This is a genomic window from Cognaticolwellia beringensis, assembly GCF_002076895.1.
Taxonomy (GTDB): domain Bacteria; phylum Pseudomonadota; class Gammaproteobacteria; order Enterobacterales; family Alteromonadaceae; genus Cognaticolwellia; species Cognaticolwellia beringensis.
On sequence record NZ_CP020465.1, the window covers coordinates 451,683 to 474,293 of the forward strand.

The 22,611-nt window shown below is 38.9% G+C and carries 16 protein-coding genes; 15 read left to right on the forward strand and 1 reads right to left on the reverse strand.

Translation table 11 applies throughout. The features are described 5' to 3' along the window. Nucleotides 1-19: 19 nt before the first annotated feature. The 14 genes from B5D82_RS01920 to galE all read left to right on the forward strand — a co-directional run bounded on the left by B5D82_RS01920 (nt 20) and on the right by galE (nt 17,375). Nucleotides 20-1,186 (forward strand): nucleotide sugar dehydrogenase, encoded by a 1,167-nt coding sequence (locus tag B5D82_RS01920; RefSeq protein WP_081148781.1) that lies wholly within the window; start codon nt 20-22, stop codon nt 1,184-1,186. A 49-nt stretch (nt 1,187-1,235) separates the two neighbouring features. After that, nucleotides 1,236-2,114 carry a glucose-1-phosphate thymidylyltransferase RfbA gene (gene rfbA, locus B5D82_RS01925; RefSeq protein ID WP_081148782.1) on the forward strand — a complete coding sequence of 293 codons (879 nt, stop codon included), beginning with the start codon at nt 1,236-1,238 and terminating at the stop codon, nt 2,112-2,114. Between the two features lie 201 nt (nt 2,115-2,315). Further along, on the forward strand, nt 2,316-2,864 hold the full coding sequence (gene rfbC / locus B5D82_RS01930; protein WP_081148784.1) for a dTDP-4-dehydrorhamnose 3,5-epimerase: 549 nt from the start codon (nt 2,316-2,318) through the stop codon (nt 2,862-2,864). A 35-nt stretch (nt 2,865-2,899) separates the two neighbouring features. Further along, nucleotides 2,900-3,796: a dTDP-4-dehydrorhamnose reductase gene (gene rfbD, locus B5D82_RS01935; protein ID WP_081148786.1), complete on the forward strand. Its 897-nt coding sequence runs from the start codon at nt 2,900-2,902 to the stop codon at nt 3,794-3,796. Nucleotides 3,797-3,825: 29 nt separating this feature from the next. After that, entirely contained in the window at nt 3,826-4,926 is a 1,101-nt protein-coding gene (gene rfbB, locus B5D82_RS01940; protein ID WP_081148787.1) for a dTDP-glucose 4,6-dehydratase, read from the forward strand. Nucleotides 4,927-5,224: 298 nt separating this feature from the next. Continuing rightward, nucleotides 5,225-6,127, forward strand: coding sequence for a UTP--glucose-1-phosphate uridylyltransferase GalU (gene galU / locus B5D82_RS01945; protein ID WP_081148789.1), 903 nt, complete (start codon nt 5,225-5,227; stop codon nt 6,125-6,127). A gap of 154 nt (nt 6,128-6,281) precedes the next feature. Further along, a complete protein-coding gene (pgi, locus tag B5D82_RS01950) occupies nt 6,282-7,928 on the forward strand; it encodes a glucose-6-phosphate isomerase (RefSeq protein WP_081148790.1) in 1,647 nt (548 codons plus the stop codon). A gap of 134 nt (nt 7,929-8,062) precedes the next feature. Next, complete coding sequence (cysD, locus tag B5D82_RS01955) at nt 8,063-8,962, forward strand: sulfate adenylyltransferase subunit CysD (RefSeq protein WP_081148791.1); 900 nt, start codon at nt 8,063-8,065, stop codon at nt 8,960-8,962. Nucleotides 8,963-9,258: 296 nt separating this feature from the next. Continuing rightward, entirely contained in the window at nt 9,259-9,594 is a 336-nt protein-coding gene (locus tag B5D82_RS01960) for a four helix bundle protein (protein ID WP_081148792.1), read from the forward strand. A 160-nt stretch (nt 9,595-9,754) separates the two neighbouring features. Next, nucleotides 9,755-11,179 carry a sulfate adenylyltransferase subunit CysN gene (gene cysN / locus B5D82_RS01965; RefSeq protein ID WP_081148793.1) on the forward strand — a complete coding sequence of 475 codons (1,425 nt, stop codon included), beginning with the start codon at nt 9,755-9,757 and terminating at the stop codon, nt 11,177-11,179. A 1,367-nt stretch (nt 11,180-12,546) separates the two neighbouring features. Continuing rightward, the gene (locus tag B5D82_RS01970; protein WP_081148796.1) at nt 12,547-14,274 is read left to right on the forward strand and encodes an SLC13 family permease; all 1,728 of its coding nucleotides are present in this window, start codon (nt 12,547-12,549) and stop codon (nt 14,272-14,274) included. Nucleotides 14,275-14,432: 158 nt separating this feature from the next. Next, nucleotides 14,433-15,038 carry an adenylyl-sulfate kinase gene (gene cysC, locus B5D82_RS01975; protein ID WP_081148797.1) on the forward strand — a complete coding sequence of 202 codons (606 nt, stop codon included), beginning with the start codon at nt 14,433-14,435 and terminating at the stop codon, nt 15,036-15,038. A gap of 316 nt (nt 15,039-15,354) precedes the next feature. After that, nucleotides 15,355-16,311, forward strand: a complete 957-nt coding sequence (locus tag B5D82_RS01980; protein ID WP_081148800.1) for a DHHA1 domain-containing protein — start codon at nt 15,355-15,357, stop codon at nt 16,309-16,311. Between the two features lie 53 nt (nt 16,312-16,364). Next, nucleotides 16,365-17,375: a UDP-glucose 4-epimerase GalE gene (gene galE, locus B5D82_RS01985; RefSeq protein WP_081148802.1), complete on the forward strand. Its 1,011-nt coding sequence runs from the start codon at nt 16,365-16,367 to the stop codon at nt 17,373-17,375. Nucleotides 17,376-18,247: 872 nt separating this feature from the next. On the opposite strand, the gene B5D82_RS01990 is transcribed toward galE, so the two are convergent. Next, nucleotides 18,248-19,468 carry an EAL and HDOD domain-containing protein gene (locus B5D82_RS01990; protein WP_081148804.1) on the reverse strand — a complete coding sequence of 407 codons (1,221 nt, stop codon included), beginning with the start codon at nt 19,466-19,468 and terminating at the stop codon, nt 18,248-18,250. A 291-nt stretch (nt 19,469-19,759) separates the two neighbouring features. Between B5D82_RS01990 and putP the strand changes: the two genes are divergently transcribed. Then, nucleotides 19,760-21,247 carry a sodium/proline symporter PutP gene (gene putP / locus B5D82_RS01995; protein ID WP_081148806.1) on the forward strand — a complete coding sequence of 496 codons (1,488 nt, stop codon included), beginning with the start codon at nt 19,760-19,762 and terminating at the stop codon, nt 21,245-21,247. Nucleotides 21,248-22,611 lie beyond the last annotated feature (1,364 nt).

The following is a 22,611-nucleotide window of genomic DNA, read 5'->3' on the forward strand; positions in this document are numbered from 1 at the left end:
AAACTACTGGTCCACTAAAATGAAGATTACAATTGTTGGAACTGGCTACGTTGGCCTATCAAATGCTGTATTACTAGGACAAAACAATGAAGTTATCGCACTTGATATAGATGAAGAACGGGTTTCGTTAATTAATATTAAACAATCGACAGTTGCTGATGCTGAAATTGAATATTATTTATCGAATCGGCATTTAAACCTAAAAGCTACTTTAGATAAAGTGGAAGCTTACATAGAAGCGGATTATATAGTCATAGCAACACCTACTGATTATGATCCTGAAACAAATTATTTTAATACTTCTTCTGTAGAAGCTGTTATTAAAGATGTAATGGATATTAACCCTTCAGCCGTAATGGTTATAAAATCTACTGTGCCTGTAGGTTATACTGAAAGTATTAAAGCTAAGTTAAATTCTAATAATATCATTTTTTCTCCTGAGTTCCTTCGTGAAGGTAAGGCGCTTTATGATAACTTATATCCTTCAAGAATAATTCTAGGTGAACAGTCAGAACGAGCTAAAGTCTTTGCTAATCTATTAGCTGAAGGCGCAATAAAAAAAAATATTGAGATATTGTTTACAAATTCAACAGAAGCAGAAGCAGTTAAACTTTTTTCAAATACATATTTAGCGATGCGAGTGGCTTATTTTAATGAGTTAGATACCTACGCTGAAACTCATGGTTTAGATAGTAAACATATTATCGAAGGGGTTGGTCTAGATCCTCGTATTGGTGTCCATTATAATAATCCTTCTTTTGGTTATGGTGGTTATTGCTTACCAAAAGATACCAAACAGTTACGTGCAAATTATAAAGATGTGCCTAATTCACTTATCAGCGCTATTGTCGATGCCAATACTACCCGTAAAGATCATGTTGCAGCGTCTATTGTTAAGCGTAATCCAAAAATTGTTGGGGTGTATCGTTTAATAATGAAAAGTGGTTCTGATAACTTTAGAGCATCGAGTATTCAAGGAATTATGAAGCGTATTAAAGCTAAAGGCATTGAAGTTGTTGTTTATGAACCTGAGCTTAATGAGTCTGAGTTTTTTCATTCTCGGGTGATTTCCAGTTTAGATGAGTTTAAAAATATGTCTGACGTTATAGTTTCTAATCGTATGGCAGATGATATAAGTGATGTGGCTGATAAGGTTTATACTCGAGATCTGTTTGGCAGTGATTAGTTGTACTTAATTATTCGAATCTAAAATTATTATAAGGTAGATTATATAAATGAGAAAAGGAATTATTTTAGCAGGCGGTAGTGGAACTCGCCTCTACCCATTAACTAAAGTTGTTAGTAAGCAACTAATGCCTGTTTACGATAAACCTATGGTTTATTATCCTCTTGCAACATTGATGCAAGCGGGCATTCAAGAAATTCTCGTGATTTCTACACCAGACGAAATTCACCGCTTTGAGAATCTGTTAGGTGATGGCAGTAATTTTGGTATTTCCATCTCTTACAAAGAACAAACTAGCCCTGATGGGTTAGCGCAAGCTTTTATATTAGCTGAAGATTTTTTAGCGGGCAGTTCAGCGGTACTAGTACTTGGCGATAATATGTTTTACGGGCATGATTTAACCAAGTCGTTGCAAAATGCTAATGCTCAACAATTTGGTGGAACCGTTTTTGGTTATCATGTGTCGAATCCTCGCTCTTATGGCGTAGTTGAATTCGATCATGCAGGTACAGCTATTTCCATTGAAGAAAAACCCAAAGAACCAAAATCTAATTACGCAGTGCCAGGTTTGTATTTTTTTGATAAAAGCGTGGTTGAATACGCAAAAAATGTTAAGCCATCGGCTCGTGGTGAATTAGAAATTACAGATGTAATTGACCAATATTTAAAAGCAGGTGAATTAAAAGTTGAGATTATGGGCCGTGGTACTGCCTGGCTTGATACTGGAACTCATGATGATTTACTAGCGGCTGCCAATTTCATTTCTACTATAGAGAAACGACAAGGATTAAAAGTTAATTGTCCTGAAGAAGTGGCTTTTCGTAATGGTTGGTTAAGTGCTGATAACTTACGTGAAATTGCTCAGCCGCTTCGTAAAAGTGGTTATGGTGAGTATTTGTTGAAGTTAATTGATGAACGAGTTTTTTAGGTGCTTGCTTTACAGGGAGGACAGAAGGAGAAGTGAAAGAGGTTTTTAATAAAAGAGCTTTTGGTTTTTCTTTTATCTCCTTTTTTTTTTTATCTCCTTGTAGGGGCGACTTTAGTCGCTTTTTGGATTTATGATTAGGTTTTGCCACGGCGAATGAATTCGCCCCTACATAAGTTTATTTTAAAGTTTAGATGGAATTTTATGAATTATATAGATACTGCTATTGCGGATGTTAAAATAATAGAACCGAAAGTGTTTGGTGATGAGCGTGGTTTTTTCATGGAAACCTTTCGTGTTGACGAGTTTACTGAGTACTGTTCAAAGCAAACCTTTGTGCAAGACAACCACAGCAAATCAAGTCACGGAATTTTACGCGGCTTGCATTATCAGCTGAAAAATACACAGGGCAAATTAGTCAGGGTAACATCAGGCGAAGTTTATGATGTTGCGGTTGATATGCGTAAATCATCACCCACGTATGGCCAGCATGTTGGCGTGGTACTTTCTGGCGAAAATAAGCGTCAATTATGGGTGCCAGAAGGTTTTGCGCATGGCTTTTATGTCATGAGCGACTCTGCAGAGTTCGTTTATAAATGCACTGACTATTATGCCCCAGAGCATGAAGTGTCGTTATTATGGAACGATCCGGCGTTAAATATTCAGTGGCCACTACGCGATGGCAATAAACCTTCGTTATCTGCAAAAGATGAAGTTGGGCTGTTGTTCAAAGATGCGCCTACTTTTAAATAAATACTTAGCTACATACTTAGCGAATTAGATAGATAATGACAGATCACAACACAATGAAAATAATCGTTATTGGAAAGTCTGGCCAACTTGCTTGGGAATTAAGTCAACTGTCGACACCTGAGCAAGAAGTTATTTGTTTAGGGCGTGACGATGTTGATTTGCAAGATGATTCAGCATTAGTAAGCTGTTTTAAGCAGTATAACGCCGATGGTGTTATTAATGCCTCAGCTTACACCGCAGTTGATAACGCTGAAGGTGATGTTGAAAGTGCCTTTGCGCTAAATGCCACGGCTGTGGGGAATTTAGCACAAGCGTGCAAAGCACTGTCATTGCCATTCGTACATATTTCAACAGACTTTGTTTTTCATGGTGATAAAGGTTCGCCTTATTTACCCGGTGATGAAATAAACCCGTTAGGTGTTTATGGCGCCAGTAAAGCGCAAGGTGAACAGTTAATTGCCAATATTTACCCTGAGCATAGTGTGATTATTCGCACGTCTTGGGTGTATTCAACGCACGGTAATAACTTTGTAAAAACGATGCTGAATTTAATGGCATCTAAACCTGAACTGGGTGTGATTAGTGACCAAATTGGTACACCAACATACGCTAAAGGTTTGGCGCAAGCTTGTATCGCCAGTTTACATAGCCACGTTGTTGGTGTTCATCATTATACTGATACTGGTGTCGCTAGTTGGTATGATTTTGCTGTAGCAATTCAAAACATTGGTTTAGAACTGGGTTTATTAGATAAAAAAATTCCGATAAAACCTATTACAACAGCGCAATACCCAACCCCTGCCCAACGCCCGCATTACAGTGTGTTAGACAAAGCGAGTTTAGTTAAGGCTTTGCCTGAACTTTCGTTAATGCATTGGCAAGAACAGTTAACACATATGATGACAGCGTTAAAAAATGAGCGCGAAGCATAGTTAAATAATATTATTAATTTGAGATTTTTATGAAAAAATTATTAGTTACAGGTGGTGCAGGTTTTATTGGCGCTAATTTTGTCCATTATTGGATGGAAAAATATTCAGCCGATAAAGTTGTGGTACTTGACGCACTAACTTACGCGGGTAATATCGCTAACTTAGACAGTGTAAAGGACCATGCTAACTTTACTTTTGTGCACGGTAATATTTGTGACCAAGCGCTAATTGAAAGATTACTGGTTGAACATGGTATTGATACCTTAGTGCATTTTGCAGCTGAGTCGCATGTTGACCGTTCAATTACTGGTCCTGATGCGTTTATTGAAACTAATATCATGGGTACTTATAGCTTACTTAAAGCGGCTAAAAAAGTGTGGTTAGACGGCGAGAGTATTGTTGAAGGGCATAGGTTTCATCATGTTTCTACAGATGAAGTGTATGGTACGCTTTCACCTACCGACCCTGCTTTTACTGAAGATACAGCTTACGCGCCTAATTCTCCTTATTCGGCGAGTAAAGCGGCTAGTGATCATTTAGTGCGTGCTTATCACCATACTTATGGTTTAAATGTTACCACCAGTAATTGTTCAAATAACTATGGGCCGTTTCATTTTCCAGAAAAGCTTATTCCTTTAGTTATTACTAATATTTTGCATGATAAAGCCTTGCCAATATACGGTGATGGTCAACAAATTCGTGACTGGTTATACGTTGAAGACCATGCTTACGGCATTGACTTAGTATTACAAAATGGCCGCGTGGGTGAAAATTACAATATTGGTGGCGACAATGAATGGGCAAATATTGATATTGTTAAAACTATTTCAAAATTGGTTGAACAAGAATTTGTTAAAAACAAAGCTTTAGCTACGCGTTTTCCTGCGGCTAAAGCGGCAATGGCGCAAAACACTGAGTCACTTATTACGTACGTGAAAGACCGACTTGGTCACGACCGTCGTTATGCCATTGACGCGACTAAAACTAACAATGAGTTAAACTATAAACCTAAAGAGTCATTTGAAACGGGCATTGCTAAAACCGTTGCTTGGTATTTGAATAATGAAGATTGGTGGCAAAGTGTAATGGATGGTTCATACCAAAATTGGATAGCTGAGCAATATTCATAAATATTACCCGTAGCTAAAAATATCTGAAATATATATAATTGTTACCATTAAAGGTCGGATTTCCGGCCTTTTTTACATTAAATTATAGTGCTGTTTTGACAAGCTTTGTTGATTGAAAATAGTGAGATGTTCTAGTTTGAGTTTAGGCCACATCTTATGTAATCATTTGAAGGAGACTTTAAACGCTGTAATGATTTTATATCTAGACAATACGGCTTAAAATTTTTCACCTATAAATGTCATGACAAGCACTGAAACAACCCATACAATAAATACAAAGTTGCAAATAAGGATAAAAATGCCAAACAAGATCACAAAAGCGGTAATACCAGTCGCGGGTTTAGGAACACGGATGTTGCCAGCAACAAAAGCAATACCAAAAGAAATGTTACCTATTGTTGATAAACCTCTTATTCAATACATTGTTAATGAATGCATTTCTGCCGGTATTAAAGAAATTGTGTTAGTTACGCATTCTTCTAAAAACGCCATTGAAAACCATTTTGATAAGTCGTTTGAACTTGAAACAACGTTAGAAAAGCGTGTTAAACGCCAGTTACTTGATGAAATTCAAGCAATATGCCCGAAAGACGTGACCATCTTGCATGTTCGCCAAGGCGAAGCAAAAGGTTTGGGCCATGCAGTATTAAAAGCGCGACCTATTATTGGTAAGGAACCGTTTGTCGTTGTACTACCTGATGTTATTTTAGATGATGCTACGGCAGATTTAAAAACTGAAAATTTAGCGGCGATGTTGGCGCGTTATAACGAAGTAGGTGGTTATAGCCAAATTATGGTTGAGCCTGTGCCTATGGAGCAAGTTAGTAGTTACGGTGTGGTTGATTGCGGTGGTGTTGAACTGGCACCTGGCGAGTCACAACCCATGACGGCTATTGTTGAAAAACCAGCGGTTGAAGACGCGCCGTCAAATTTAGCTGTGGTTGGTCGTTATGTGTTATCTGAGAAAATTTGGGATTTGTTAAAACTAACACCACCTGGTGCGGGTGATGAAATTCAATTAACTGATGCTATTGCGATGCTAATGGAAAAAGAAACCGTTGAAGCATTTCACATGACAGGTAAATCACATGATTGTGGTTCTAAGTTAGGTTATATGAAAGCCAATGTTGAATATGGTTTACGTCACCCTGAGTTAGCTGTTGAGTTTAGAACATATTTAAATGAATTAATGAATAGTTAAGTTAAGTTCAGCTATCAGTTTTAAGCTTTCAGTTTAAAGAAAAAAAAAGAATAGCAGACAGCTAAAAACTGAAAGCTATTTTTTGGTTTTTACTGACAGCTGACAGCTTTAAACTTAAAGCTATTATTTGCTTTTTTATTGGAAACATAGGTATATGGACGTAACTAATTTATCGCAGTTTACTGAACTGGCATTAACGCGCAATATTTTCTCATTGTTTGCAGACCGTGAACGCAGTGAAAATTATTCGGTTTCGGCAGCGGGTTTATTTTTAGATTATGCTAAGCAAAATATTGTTGATAGTGAGTTTACACCGCTATTCGCATTAGCTGAGCAAGTTGATCTTGCCGGTAAAATAGCGGCTCAGTTTGCTGGAGAGGAATTGAACTCTACCGAGCAACGCGCTGTATTGCATACGGTATTGCGCGCGCCTGATGCTATGAAAGTTGATGTATTAGGTGCTGAGGCTCAAGAGGTTATCGATACTGAAGCTAAAATGGCTAAGATTGTTGATGATGTGCAATCAGGCCATGTGCGCTCGATTACGGGTGAAAAGTTTACCGATATTCTCGCTATTGGCATTGGCGGCTCTTACTACGGCGTAAAAGTGGCTTTATCAGCACTGGTTCCTTATCATCAAAAAGGTTTGAAAGCCCATGTGCTAGCGAATGTTGATGGTGATGCTGCACAAGAAAAGTTTGCCAAACTTAATGCCTCAACCACACTCGTTGTGGTTATTTCTAAAACTTTTTCTACGCAAGAAACGCTACTGAATGCCACTATTGTTAAAGCTTGGATGCTCAACGCTTTAGCTGATACCCATAGTTCACCAGCTGACATTATTGCTCAACATTGGTATGCGGTTAGTACGAATATTGCGGCTGCTACCAAGTTTGGACTTAACGCGGAAAACATTCTGCCAATGTGGGATTGGGTCGGTGGCCGATTCTCTTTATGGTCAGCTGTTGGTTTGCCGCTAGCATTGATTATTGGTAATACGCACTTTAACGCTTTAAAAGCCGGTGCCCATGCAATGGACGAGCATTTTAAACATGCCGAGTTCGAGCAAAATATGCCGGTTATTATGGCCTTGTTGGGTATTTGGAATCGAAATGGCTTAGGTTACCCAAGCTTAGCTATTTTACCTTATAACCATGCGCTTAGAGCTTTACCTGGTTATTTGCAGCAAACGGATATGGAGAGTAACGGTAAATCGGTTTCTGTTGACGGTAAAGCGCTTAATTATTTAACTGCGCCGGTGGTTTTTGGTCAAGAAGGTACGAATGGCCAACATGCTTTTATGCAGTTAATGCATCAAAGTGCCGATATTATTCCTACTGATTTTATTCTTTCCCTTGCACCAACGAGCGAGCATTTAGCGAATCATGACGCTTTAGTGGCGAATTGTTTTGCCCAGAGTGAAGCGCTTATGCAGGGTAAAACGCTGGCACAAGCGAAAGCTGAGTTAATTAATGCTGGCGCAAGTGAGGCCGAAGCGAATAGATTAGCCGCGCATAAAACCATGAAAGGTAATACCCCAAGTAATACTATTTTGATGGAACGCTTAGACCCTCATTCCCTTGGTGCTTTATTAGCCCTTTACGAGCATAAAATTTTTGTTCAAGGCGTTATTTGGCAAGTTAATTCATACGACCAGTGGGGCGTAGAATTAGGCAAACAACTGGGTAATGAAGTATTGAATGTGATGGCACAGCCCATGGCTGATATTGACAGTGAAAAGCTTTCTGCTTCGTCGCTAGCGTTGATCCGTCGTTACAAGAATAACTTAACTCAACTTTAGTTATGACAGGAAATCTTACCCTTTTATTTTTTTATACCTTTTTGGTATAACCAAGCTTTTACTTATATGGATAATGATTTATCGCTGTGGCATGATGTTAGCCAATAATATCATGCTACCAATAGTGAACAGCAATGCATTTAACCCATTTACAAAAGCTAGAAGCCGAATCTATTCACATTATTCGAGAAGTTGCCGCAGAATTTGATAATCCTGTGATGCTTTACTCGGTTGGGAAAGACTCTGCCGTTCTTCTTCATCTTGCCCGAAAAGCCTTTGCACCTGGAAAAATCCCTTTTCCGCTTTTACATGTTGATACCAATTGGAAATTCAAAGAAATGATTGAATTTCGTGATCAAATGGCGAAGGAATATGGTTTTGACCTACTGGTACATAAGAACCCAGAAGGTATAGCCATGAATATTAGTCCTTTTGAACACGGTAGTGCTAAGCATACCGATGTGATGAAAACCCAAGGATTAAAACAAGCCCTTGATCAATATGGTTTTGACGCTGCATTTGGTGGCGCACGTCGTGACGAAGAAAAGTCTCGCGCGAAAGAGCGTGTGTATTCATTTCGTGATAAAAACCATCGTTGGGACCCTAAAAGTCAACGTCCAGAATTGTGGAATATTTATAACGGCAAAGTTAATAAAGGCGAAAGTATTCGCGTATTTCCATTGTCGAATTGGACCGAGCTTGATATTTGGCAATATATCTATTTAGAAGGCATTAAAATTGTGCCGCTTTATTTAGCTGAAAAACGTCCTGTAGTTGAACGCGATGGCAGTTTAATTATGGTTGACGACGAGCGTATGCCAATTGGTAAAGATGAAGTGGTACAAATGAAAAGTGTGCGCTTTAGAACTTTAGGTTGTTACCCGTTAACTGGTGCAGTTGAGTCAACAGCAACGACGTTACCTGAAATTATTCAAGAAATGCTATTAACAAAAACCTCTGAACGCCAAGGCCGTGTTATTGATCACGATTCGTCTGGCTCAATGGAGAAGAAAAAAATGGAAGGTTATTTTTAAAGCGAGATGTAAAAAGTTTTAAGTTTGAAGCTTTCAGCTTTCAGTTAAAGCAAGAAAATAAGCTATCAGTATTAAGCTAACAGCTTTCAGTTAAAAGACTAAAGACAAGAGGTCAGTTGGGCATTTTGGCTTTGTGTTTAGTGAAAGCTTCTAACTGACAGCTTACAGCTGTGTTGATGGGTAGTTTAATTGAAGTTTTGAGCTCATAGTTAAATCAAGTGCCATACTGATGGTTTTAGATTTTGCTGATAGCTTTAAACTGACAGCTTACAGCTATATCTTAACAGGGATTTGTTATGAACTTTGAAAAGCTAGATGTTTGGAAAAGAGCTGCTCGGTTATCTGCTGATATTTATAAACAGACGAGTTCTTTACGTGATTTTGGGTTTCGGGATCAAATAACGCGTTCTGGTTTGTCAGTGCCAAGTAATATCGCAGAAGGTATGACACGCGAGACGCCAAAAGATAAAAGGCATTTTATAACCATAGCTAGATCATCTTTGGCGGAGCTTCGAACACAAATTTATATTGGTATAGATATTGGCTATTTACCTAAAGATAAAAGCCAATACTGGATTAAAGAAACAGAAGAGTTATCAGCAATGTTAACAGGGCTGAGGAATTCGATTTAAGTAGATAAGCTGTTAGTAAGAAAAATAGCTATCAGATTTAAGCTTTCAGCTATCAGAAAGAAACTGGTTTAGTATTTTAGGTTTTACTGAAAGCTTAAAACTGACAGCTTAAAGCTTATTTTACTGACAGCTTATAACTATTAAGTAATTAGGAATAACGATGATAGATTCACCTGAGAAAAATATAGTAGAAAATGGCTTACTTGAAACAGATATTGAAGCTTATTTAAAGCAGCATGAAAACAAAGAAATGGTGCGCTTTTTTACTTGTGGTAGCGTTGATGATGGCAAAAGTACCTTAATTGGCCGGTTATTACACGATTCTAAAATGATCTTTGAAGATCAATTAGCGGCGATTAAAAACGACAGTAAAAAGTCGGGTACTACCGGTGAAGCAATTGACTTAGCCTTGCTAGTTGATGGTTTGCAGTCAGAACGCGAGCAGGGCATTACTATTGATGTTGCTTATCGTTATTTTGCCACTGATAAACGTAAGTTTATTATTGCTGATACTCCTGGCCATGAGCAATACACACGTAATATGGCGACAGGCGCCTCTACTTGTGACTTGGCAATTATTTTGATTGATGCTCGCCACGGTGTGCAAGTGCAAACTCGTCGTCATTCATTTATTTGTTCTTTGTTAGGCATTAAGCATGTTCTAGTTGCTGTGAACAAAATGGACTTGGTTGACTATAGCCAAGAGCGTTACCAAGAAATTAAAAAAGACTATCGTAATTTTGCTGATGACTTAGCTTTTGAAGATGTGCGCTTTGTACCCATTTCAGCCCTAAATGGCGATAATGTTGTTGAAGAAAGTAGCAATATGTCTTGGTATCCTGGTGCCACTTTAATGAAATTATTAAATACCATTAAAGTTGATGATCAGAAGAGCTTTACACAATTTCGTTTACAAGTGCAGTATGTTAACCGCCCGAACTTAGATTTTAGGGGCTTTGCTGGCACAGTTGGCTCAGGACATGTTCGCGTTGGTGATGAAATTGTTGCTTTGCCATCAGGTAAAGAGAGCAAAATAAAATCTATAGTTACTTTTGAAGGTGACATTGAACGTGCTGACCACGGTATGGCTGTAACTTTAACGCTTGAAGATGAAATTGATATCAGTCGCGGTGAAATGATTGTTAAAAAAGGTCATATCCCTTCTTCAGCCAAAGAGCTAAGTGCCACTATTGTTTGGATGCACGAAGACGAGCTAGAACCAGGTCGTGAGTATTATATTAAGCACGGTAGTAAGCTTACTACCGGACATGCGGTTAAAATTGATCACCGTATTGATGTGAATACGTTAGAGAAATTCGATGTTGATCAATTAGCGCTAAATGAAATCGGTGTTGCACATTTTGAAGTTTCTGAAGCGTTACATTTTGATGCTTATGGTGATAATAAGGCCACAGGTGCTTTTATTATTATCGACCGATTGAGTAACGTTACCGTGGGTGCGGGCATGATTAATGGCGCACTTGAAGCACAGCAAGAGCATCAGTACTCAGCGTTTGAAAAAGAACTGAATACCTTAGTTCGTAAGCACTTCCCACATTGGGGCGCGCGCGATTTATTGAAGTAGTATTTGGTTTGATGGATTGAAGTCCAACCTACAAAGAGCTTACGGGTGATTTGTAGGTCGGCATTTATGCCGTCAACTTGAAGGCTATATCGATATCTATACAGTAATCTGTGCAGGTGAAGTCATAACGATAAGGCGGTTAAATTTCATTTAACTTGATGGACTGAAGTCCAACCTACAATGGGCTGCCAATGAGCTGTGATTTGTAGGTCGGCATTTATGCCGTCAGCTTGAAGGTTATGTCCATACCTATACAGTAACCTGTGCAGGCAAGGTTATAACGATAGGGCTTGTTAAATTTCATTTAACTTGATGGACTGAAGTCCAACCTACATAGAGCTTACGGGTGATTTTTTGTAGGTCGGCATTTATGCCGTCAATGTGAAGGCTATATCCATACCTATACAGTAATCTGTGCAGGTGAAGTCATAACGATAGGGCTTGTTAAATTTCATTTAACTTGATGGACTGAAGTCCAACCTACAATGGGCTGCCAATGAGCTGTGGTAATTTGTAGGTCGGCATTTATGCCGTCAGTTTGAAGGCTGTAGTTGTACCTATACAGTAATCTGTGCAGGCAAGGTTATAACGATAGGGCTTGTTAAATTTCATTTAACTTGATGGACTAAAGTCCAACCTACAATGGGCTGCCAATGAGCTGTGGTGGTTTTGTAGGTCGGTATTTATGCCGTCAGCTTGAGGGATTTAGCCATACCTATACAGTTATCTGTGCAGGCAAGGTTATAACGATAGGGCTTGTTAAATTTCATTTAACTTGATGGACTGAAGTCCAACCTACAATGGGCTGCCAATGAGCTGTGGTGATTTGTAGGTCGGCATTTATGCCGTCAGTTTGACGGATTTAGCCATATCTATACAGTAATCTGTGCAGGTAAAGTTCTAACGATAGGGCTTGTTAAGTTTCATTTAACTTGATGGACTGAAGTCCAACCTACAATGGGCTGCCAATGAGCTGTGGTGGTTTTGTAGGTCGGCATTTATGCCGTCAGCTTGAGGGATTTAGCCATACCTATACAGTTATCTGTGCAGGCAAGGTTATAACGATAGGGCTTGTTAAATTTCATTTAACTTGATGGACTGAAGTCCAACCTACAATGGGCTGCCAATGAGCTGTGGTGGTTTTGTAGGTCGGCATTTATGCCGTCAGCTTGAAGGTTATACCTATACATTAATCTGTGCAGGTGAAGTCATAACGATAGGGCTTGTTAAATTTCATTTAACTTGATGGACTGAAGTCCAACCTACATAGAGCCTATAGGTGATTGTATTTGGTCTGTCATTTGTATTGTTGGTATTCTAAAAAATCGAGATATTTTACCTTTAGAACATAGGATTAGGTTTACATTATGTTGTTAACGCAGTGGCTACTGGTCGCAATATTTGCATTAACGTTGATCGGGCTGGTTTGTTTTCCTAATAAACCCGAGCGCGTTTTTGGTAGCACAACGTTACTGTGTTTAGCGGCGTCATTTGTGAGTACTGATGATATTCTCAGTAATGCCGTTAATCCTGGCTTAGTCACGTTATTATTATTAGTGTTATGTTCATTTGCTTATGAGCGCACCAGTATTATAAGGCGTATATCTGCGTTAATGCTGAACGGAAAAGCTGCTACGGCAAGCTTTAGAACGCTTGTTTTTACGGCGTTAAGTTCAGCGTTAATCAGTAATACTGCCGTGGTTGCCACGCTAATTTCGGTAGTGAAAAAGAATACCGTGGTTAATCCTGGTAAATTATTATTACCTCTGTCATTCGCCGCTATTCTTGGTGGCACGTTAACCTTAATTGGTACTTCTACTAACTTAATTGTAAATTCACTTTGGCTTGAACAAGGCCAAGAAAGCTTAGGTTTTTTTGACTTTACGTTAGTCGGTGGTTCGGCATTAATCGCTTGTTTGCTGATTATATTATTACGCCAAAATACCCTAGCTGATATGCCAAATGAGCAATTAGAGGTTAAGGAATACCTTGTTGAAGCACAAGTTAAACCAAACTCTAAACTTGTTGGCAAAAGCATTGAAGATAATGGCTTAAGAAATTTAGATACGCTGTTCTTAGTTGAACTTGTGCGCGACGGACGGCTGATTTCACCAGTGACACCTGATGAAGTTATTCAACCGCAAGACAGACTTATATTTAGTGGAGATATCAGTAAAGTATTGGTATTACAGCAATTTGACGGTTTATCGTTATTTGCTGAAGAAGATGGTTTATTGCGTGAAAACTTGACTGAAGTCTTGATTAAACATGATTCTGCTATTGTTGGTGAAACCTTAAAAACGGCAGGCTTTCGAGCTAGATTTGATGCCGCAGTGGTTGCTATTCGCCGAGAGGGCACTTCGCTTTCTGGCAAGCTGGGTGATATTACCGTTCAAGCGGGCGATTTCTTAGTATTAGCGGTGGGCTCTGATTTTTGTGCTCGCACGAATTTAACGAAAAACTTTTTTATACTTTCCGGCCATAAACCTGACAACATGCTGTCAGGTTGGCGCGACTCTTTAGCTATTTTTGGTTTTATTATTGCTATTGCACTGACCATGGTTACCAGCATAAGTTTATTATCGAGCTTAATGTTTTACCTTGCCCTGTTAATTTTATCAGGGTGTTTAACGGTTAATGAAATTAAGCGCCGTTTTCCGATTGAAATATGGTTAATTGTGTTAGGTGCGTTAACTTTAGCGCAAGCGTTTGAGCATAGTGGCGTTGCAGCTGTTTTTGCCAATGAAATTGAACATTTATTGGCAGGGCAAAGTGCGATAATTGCCATGGTAGTGATATTTTTTATTACCTTGATATTGACGGAAGTTATCACGAACAGCGCCGCTGCCGCTTTGGTATTTCCTGTTGCTTACAATATTGCACTTGGTTTAGGGGTTAATCCTTTACCTTTGGTCATGGCGGTTGCCTTTGGTGCTAGTGGCAGTTTTATAAGCCCTTATGGTTATCAAACCAATATTATGGTGTTTAATGCCGGTAATTATAAAGTGGCCGACTTTATTAAATTTGGTTGGCCGATAACGCTGACTTATAGTTTTGTAGTGTTAATGTTGCTACCTAAGGTTTTTCCGTTTTAAACTGACAGAAAACAAAGAGATAAGATATAGCTTTCAGTTTTAAGCTGTCAGCTTTCAGTAAGAAAATAAAGATCAGAGATTAGTTTTGTTTGGTTTTGATTTTACTGATAGCTTAAAACTGATAGCTTTAAGCTTTTTTATAATTTAATTGGAATAATATGAAAACTGAAAATACTGTTTGGCACACTCAGCAAGTGAGCAAAGCACAACGTGCTGAATTAAAACAGCAAAAAGCTTGTTTATTATGGTACACGGGTCTTAGTGGTTCGGGTAAGTCAACCATCGCTAATGCTGTTGACGCTTTATTATTTCAACGCAAGTGTCATAGTTATTTGCTTGATGGCGATAATGTTCGTCATGGTTTGAATGGTGATTTAGGTTTTAGCGATGAAGACAGAGTTGAAAATATTCGTCGTATAAGTGAAGTAGGCCAATTGTTTGTTGATGCGGGTTTAATTGTATCTACCGCCTTTATTTCACCATTTCGCGCTGATCGAGCTTTAGCCGCAAGTAAACTAGCACCTGGCGAGTTTATTGAAGTATTTATCGACACTCCGATAGAGATTTGTGAGCAGCGTGATCCAAAAGGTTTATATAAGTTAGCCAGAGCAGGTGAAATTAAAGACTTTACCGGTATTGATTCTGCTTACGAAGCCCCAGAAAATCCGCAAATTCATATCAATAGTGCAAATAAAAGTGTTGAGCAATGTGCGCAACAAGTGGTTGATTATTTAGTTGAGCAGGGGTTAATAGTTGAGAGATAGCTGTCAGCTTTCAGTTTTAAGCTTTCAGTAAAACAAATTAGCCAAACAAACTTTTAGCTTCGCATACTGTTAGCTTTTAACTTGTTATTATTGTTCTTGCTTTTTACTGTCAGCTTTCAGTTTTAAGCTTTCTGTAAAAACAAATTAGCCAAGTAAACTTTTAGCTTCCCATACTGTCAGCTTTTAACTTGTTCTTATTGTCTTGCTTTTACTTATAGCTGACAGCTGAAAACTTATAACTTGTTCTTATTGTCTTGCTTTTACTGATAGCTGACAGCTGAAAACTTTTAACTTAAAACTTATTTAGGATTTTTTTATGCATTATGATGTTTTTAATGGTGATGCGGACGGTATTATCGCTCTGCTACAATTACGTTTAGCGGAGCCTAAAGATTCCAAGTTAATCACGGGTGTTAAACGTGATATTCAATTGCTTCAGCAAGTGCCTACTGGCCTTGCAACGTCAGTGACCGTGCTTGATATTTCGATGGAAAAAAATATTTCCGCATTAGCTGGCTTACTGGCTAATAATGTTGAGGTGTTTTATGTCGACCATCATCGCGCAGGCTTAGTGCCAAGTTCTCCGCATTTACACGATATTATTGATACTGACGCTAATACCTGTACCAGTTTATTGGTCAATAAATATTTGGCTGGTCAATACGCTTTATGGGCGATAGTCGCGGCGTTTGGCGATAATATGCTGGTTGCGGCAGAGCAGTTAGCGCAACAAGCCGGTTTATCAGCTACCGAACAAGCACAGTTGAAAGCCTTAGGGGTTTATATTAACTATAACGGTTACGGGCGCACGGTTGATGATTTGCATATCGCGCCTGATGCTTTATTTAACACCTTACTGAATTATCCTGACCCCTTTACCTTAGTTAACGAAGAAAACTCCATATTTACTGTGCTTGAGCAAGCTTACCTAAGTGATATGGCCCAAGCTAAACAAGCGAGTGTTTTGCATGATGATACGGCTTTGCAGGTTATTGAACTTGAAGATGCCGCATGGTCGCGCCGAGTTAGCGGTGTTTATGGTAATGAATTAGCCAATCAAAACCCTGACAAAGCGCATGCAGTGATCACTTTAAATTTAGATGGTAGTTACACGGTAAGCTTACGTGCTCCGATAAATAATAAAGTAGGTGCAGGCGAATTATGTGCGCAATTTGACACCGGTGGCGGTAGAGCAGCAGCGGCCGGTATTAACCAATTACCGAAAGAAAAACTTGGTAACTTCATGGCGTTAGTGTCAAAATATTATCAATAGATTATGTTGGCTTTTTTAAGCGTTAACTGAGTAAACCTTTATAAGGATTTAAAATGAGTTTGTTGATCACAGGTGGCACAGGTTTTATTGGTAGCCATACGGTTGTTGAATTACTTGCACTAGATAAAGATATTGTTATTGTTGATAACTTATCAAATTCTTCTACATTAGTACTTGATCGTATTAAACAAATTACGGGGAAGTCGGTAACATTTATTCAAGCTGATATATGTGATCGCCAAGCATTAACGAAAGTATTTGAGCAGCACGACATTGACGCTGTTGTTCATTTTGCTGGTTTAAAAGCGGTTGGTGAGTCTAGTGAAATTCCGTTAAGTTATTATCATAATAATGTTTCTGGTTCGGTAACGCTTTTGCAAGTAATGGCTGAGCAGAATGTTAAAAATTTAGTCTTTAGTTCATCAGCCACCGTTTATGGTGAGAATAATCCTTCGCCACTTGATGAAACCATGCCGACATCGGCGACCAATCCTTATGGTCAAACCAAATTGATGATAGAAAATATTTTGTTTGATTTGGCGCGCAGCGATGAACAATGGTCTATTGCTTGTTTACGCTATTTTAACCCGATTGGCGCACATGAGTCTGGCCTTATTGGTGAAAATCCTAACGGTATTCCGAATAATTTATTGCCTTACGTTTCACAAGTTGCTGTTGGCCGATTAGCGCAGTTACAAATTTTTGGTGATGACTATCAAACAGTTGATGGTACAGGCGTTAGAGATTACATTCATGTTGTTGATTTAGCGCAAGGGCATGTTAAAGCGTTAGAAAAATTAAGCGAAATTAAAGGCTGTGTACCGATTAATTTAGGTACTGGCAATGGTACGTCGGTTTTAGAGATTGTTAATACCTTTAAAGAGATATCAGGACAAGATATACCGTACAACATTGCCCCACGACGTGCTGGAGATATTGCTACGGTATATGCTGACGCGAGTGTCGCGAATACCTTGCTTGGTTGGCATGCTAAACGGGATTTAGCCACGATGATTGCAGATACATGGCGCTGGCAGTCACAAAACCCTAATGGTTTTGAATAGTTAGCGTTTGTTATTGTAGGTCGGCATTTATGCCGTCATGTCTGGTGCTTATATATCCATAGAGCGATGGGCTGAAGCCCAACCTACAAAAAATCTGGCAGTGACAAACCTGAATAGGTAGCGTTGTTATTGTAGGTCGGCATTTATGCCGTCATGTGTGGTGTTTATATATTCATAGAGCGATGGGCTGAAGCCCAACCTACAAAAATAGAAAACCTAATGATTTTGAATAGTTAGCGTTTGTTATTGTAGGTCGGCATTTATGCCGTCATGTCTGGTGTTTATATATTCATAGAGCGATGGGCTGAAGCCCAACCTACAAAAATAGAAAACCTAATGGTTTTGAATAGGTAGCGTTGTTATTGTAGGTCGGCATTTATGCCGTCATGTGTGGTGTTTATATAATTAATAGGGCGATGGGCTGAAGCCCAACCTACAAAAGATCTGGCAGTGACAAACCTGAATAGTTAGCGTTGTTATTGTAGGTCGGCATTTATGCCGTCATGTCTGGTGCTTATATATCCATAGAGCGATGGGCTGAAGCCCAACCTACAAAAAATCTGGCAGTGACAAACCTGAATAGTTAGCGTTTGTTATTGTAGGTCGGCATTTATGCCGTCATGTGTGGTGTTTAGATAATAAATAGAGCGATGGGCTGAAGCCCAACCTACAAAAAATCTGGCAGTGACAAACCTGAATAGTTAGCGTTTGTTATTGTAGGTCGGCATTTATGCCGTCATTTGTGGTGTTTATATAATAAATAGAGCGATGGGCTGAAGCCCAACCTACAAAGAGCTGCAAAAACTAAAAAACCTAATATTTTCATATTAGGTTTTTTTAATTTCGACTGTTGAACAATCATTATTTAACGTCTAATAATTGGCAATGGTTTGTTCATCGGCCCAGGCGATTGCTTCATTATAGCATTTAAGGACTTCCGCTTTTTCTAGGCCAAGCGTCTTCATTACTTCGGTGGCTTTTGACCATTCTGCTCGTTCGATAAACTCTAACAGCATAATTAAAGCAGCCATATCACCTTTACGGGTTAATAGGGTGTCTTTTATTTCTTGCGCTAGTGGGAGCTTGGTGAGAATGCTTTCTAAGTCTTCATCAACAATGGCATCTATTAACGACAATAAGCCGGTTAAGAAGGCGATAGCCTGATCTATGGGTGACTTGACTTGACTGGCCATTAAGTCACAAAATTTTGCTCGTGCCATGGCGGAGTTAATAAGCTCAGAAGGTTTCTCTGGGTTAATATTTGCGGCAAACATTAACCCAAGGAAACGTTTTAACTCGGCAGAGCCTAAGGTAACAAGCGCTTGTTTAATGGTAGATATTTCACTTCTGCGCTTAAAAATAGCTGAGTTTGCATAGCGCAATAGTTTATAAGATAAGGTAACGTCACGTTCAAACACTGCGGTAATGCTGGTTAAGTTTAATTCTGTTTGTGATGTTTCATAGAGTAATTCTGCCATGGCTATTTGCGATGGTGATAAACTTTTGGTTTTAACCATTTCAGGTTTGGCGAAAAAGAAGCCTTGAAATAACACAAAGCCTAACTCTAAGGCTTGATTATATTCCTCATAGGTTTCAACTTTTTCCGCGAGTAGTTTTATATGCGGATAACCTTCAATGGCAGTTTTTACTTCTTTTATGGTGTCTACTGTGGTGTCTTGCCAATCGATCTTAATAATATTTATAAAAGGGTAGAAATGGTGCCAAACGGCCTGATGAATATAATCATCTAGCGCGATGGTGTAGCCTTTATCATGTAAATCTTTGCATATCGATAATAATTTTTTACCCGGTTTAACGGTTTCCAGTATTTCGACAACGACTTCATCTGTCGTTAAGGTTTCTGGGTAGCCTTTAATCAAGGTTTCTAAGGTGAAATTGATAAAAGCAGGTTTATTACCGGTAAATTCACTGATGCCGAGATTAAAGTTACTGGCCTCAATCATTTTTGTTGTTGCTTCGTCACCATCAATGTCTGGGAAAACGTTAATGATGCTATCGCGAAACAAAAGCTCGTAGGCATATAAATTTTTATCTATATCTAGAATAGGCTGCCTAGCTGCGTAAAAGTACATACAAATTCCTAATTAATCCGATTTTGTAACAGATAATTTTATTATTATTGCTTGATATTATTCTTCGGCAAAATTAATTTGCACATTAGCTATCTTATTTATAACACAAATATTTGTGAATACTCACGAAAAAACATGGAAACTGCTATTAACTAAGCATATTATTGTTGCTCACGTTCAAATGTCTAGTGAATTGCTATATTTTTGAACAGTTTTAAATACCACATTGATTAATACTCGTTAAGTTAAAAATAGATCAGTTCAATGGGTATAATGTTTTTCGGAGGTTAAATGGCTGTAGGAACAATGATTTCATTGGCACTATATTTTGCTGTAATGTTAGGAATAGGTTTATATGCTTTTAAAAAGTCTACCAGTGACGTTTCTGGTTTTATGTTGGGAGGCCGTAGTTTAGGCCCAGGAGTAACAGCACTTTCTGCGGGTGCTTCTGACATGAGTGGTTGGATGCTGATGGGCGTTCCCGGACTTATGTACACCGTAGGCTTAAGTAGTGTGTGGATTTCTTTTGGCTTGATGCTGGGGGCATATTTAAATTATTTGATTGTAGCGCCAAGGTTAAGAACTTACACAGAAATGGCAAATGACTCGATAACCCTGCCAGATTTTTTTGAAAACCGTTTTGCTGATAGTTCTCGAGCATTACGAATCACTTCTTCGATTGTTATTATTTTATTTTTCACTCTTTATACCTCTTCAGGGATTGTTGCAGGTGGCAAGCTATTCGAAAGTTCATTTGGTTTAAGTTATGAAATAGGCCTTTATGTTACCGCTGGCGTTGTTGTGCTTTATACGCTGTTTGGTGGCTTCTTAGCCGTGAGTATGACTGACTTTGTTCAAGGCTGTATAATGTTTGTTGCTTTGGTACTGGTGCCATTTGTTGCGGTATCAGATGTTGGTGGCACTGACGCTATGCTTAAAACTATTGAACAGGTAAACCCTGAATTTTTAAACTTTTTTAGTGGTGTTAGTATTGTCGCTATAATTTCTGCAATGGCTTGGGGATTAGGCTACTTTGGTCAACCACATATTATTGTGCGTTTTATGGCTATTCGTTCAGTCGACGATTTACCTGCTGCAAGAAGAATAGGTATGAGTTGGATGATCGTCTCGTTATTTGGTGCTATGGCGACCGGCTTTGCGGGCGTGGCTTACGTGGCTAAAACAGGCTTAGTTGTTAATGATGCTGAAACGATATTTATTCTACTAGGGCAAGTGTTGTTCCATCCTCTTATTGCTGGCTTTTTACTTGCTGCGATTTTAGCGGCAATTATGAGTACTATTTCTTCGCAATTGTTGGTAACTTCAAGCTCATTAACCGGTGATTTTTATCAAGCCTTTTTGAATAAGAATGCCAGTGAGAAGCAATTAGTATTTGTTGGCCGATTGTCAGTAGCCTTAGTGGCAATGGTGGCAATTTTCCTTGCCTATGATCGAGAAAGTTCGATATTGACCTTAGTGAGTAATGCTTGGGCCGGTTTTGGTGCTGCATTTGGCCCGTTGGTTATTATGAGTTTGTATTGGAAGAAAATGAACCGACATGGTGCGCTAGCAGGTATGTTAACTGGAGCGATTACCGTATTGATTTGGATTTACGCGCCGATAACCATTAATGGCCAATCTTTAAGTTCGGTTATGTATGAAATCGTACCTGGCTTTATTATGGCGAGTATTGCCATTGTATTGGTTAGTCGAATGACGACGAAAGAACAGCCAGAAATAGAAGCGGTATTCGATCAGGTTGCAGCTAAGCATAGTTAAGGGATTAGCTGTCAGTTTTAAGCATTGAGCTTAAAGTTGTCAGATTCAATTTTAATTAGTTTAGATAATTTAAGCCGTTAATTAATACTTAACGGCTTTTTCATATGTACTTTCAAATGGACTTGTTGGAACAATGGGGGGGCTTGGTCATTATCTTTGAAGTCAGGAAGTCTGAATTCCCTGTGAGATTTTAATGATCTTTGATTAATTTTACAGGGAGAAGTGAATGAGAAGGACAGGAGATATAGGTATACGTCTAGGCTGTGCTTTTAGGAAACCCGTGATTTGTCTTTACCTCCTTCAGTTCTCCTTATTTTCTCCCTGTGAGACGTTTTAAATAATTTTACAGGGAGGCGTGAATGAGAAGGACAGGAGGTATAGATTTTAGCATACGTATAGGCTGTGCTGTGCTTTTAGGAAACCCGTGATTTGTCTTTACCTCCGGCGGTTCTCTTTGCTTTCTCCCTGTGAGACATTTTAAATAATTTTACAGGGAGGCGTGAATGAGAAGGACAGGAGGTATAGGTTTTAGCATATGTATAGGCTTTGCTGTGCTTTGTTTTGCTTTTAGGAAACCCGTGATTTGTCTTTACCTCCGGCTATTCTCCTTGTTTTCTCCCTGTGAGACATTTTAAATAATTTTACAGGGAGGCGTGAATGAGAAGGACAGGAGGTATAGGTTTTAGCATATGTATAGGCTTTGCTGTGCTTTGTTTTGCTTTTAGGAAACCCGTGATTTGTCTTTACCTCCTTCAGTTCTCCTTATTTTCTCCCTGTGAGACATTTTTAATAATTTTACAGGAAGGAGTGAATGAGAAGGGAAGGAGATATAGGTTTTAGCATACGTGTAGGCTGTGCTTTGTTTTGCTTTTAGGAACCCCGTGATTTGTCTTTACCTCCGGCTATTCTCCTTGTTTTCTCCCTGTGAGACATTTTAAATAATTTTACAGGGAGATGTGAATGAGAAGGGAAGGAGATATAGGTTTTAGCATACGTATAGGCTGTGCTTTGTTTTGCTTTTAGGAAACCCGTGATTTGTCTTTACCTCCTTCAGTTCTCCTTATTTTCTCCCTGTGAGACATTTTAAATAATTTTACAGGGAGGCGTGAATGAGAAGGACAGGAGGTATAGGTTTTAGCATACGTATAGGCTGTGCTGTGCTTTGCTTTTAGGAAACCCGTGATTTGTCTTTACCTCCTGCTATTCTCTTTGTTTTCTCCCTGTGAGACGTTTTTATCAATTTTACAGGGAGGCGTGAATGAGAAGGGAAGGAGGTATAGGTTTTAGCATACGAATAAGCTGTGCTGTGCTTTGTTTTGCTTTTAGAAAACCCGTGATTTGTCTTTACCTCCGGCGGTTCTTCT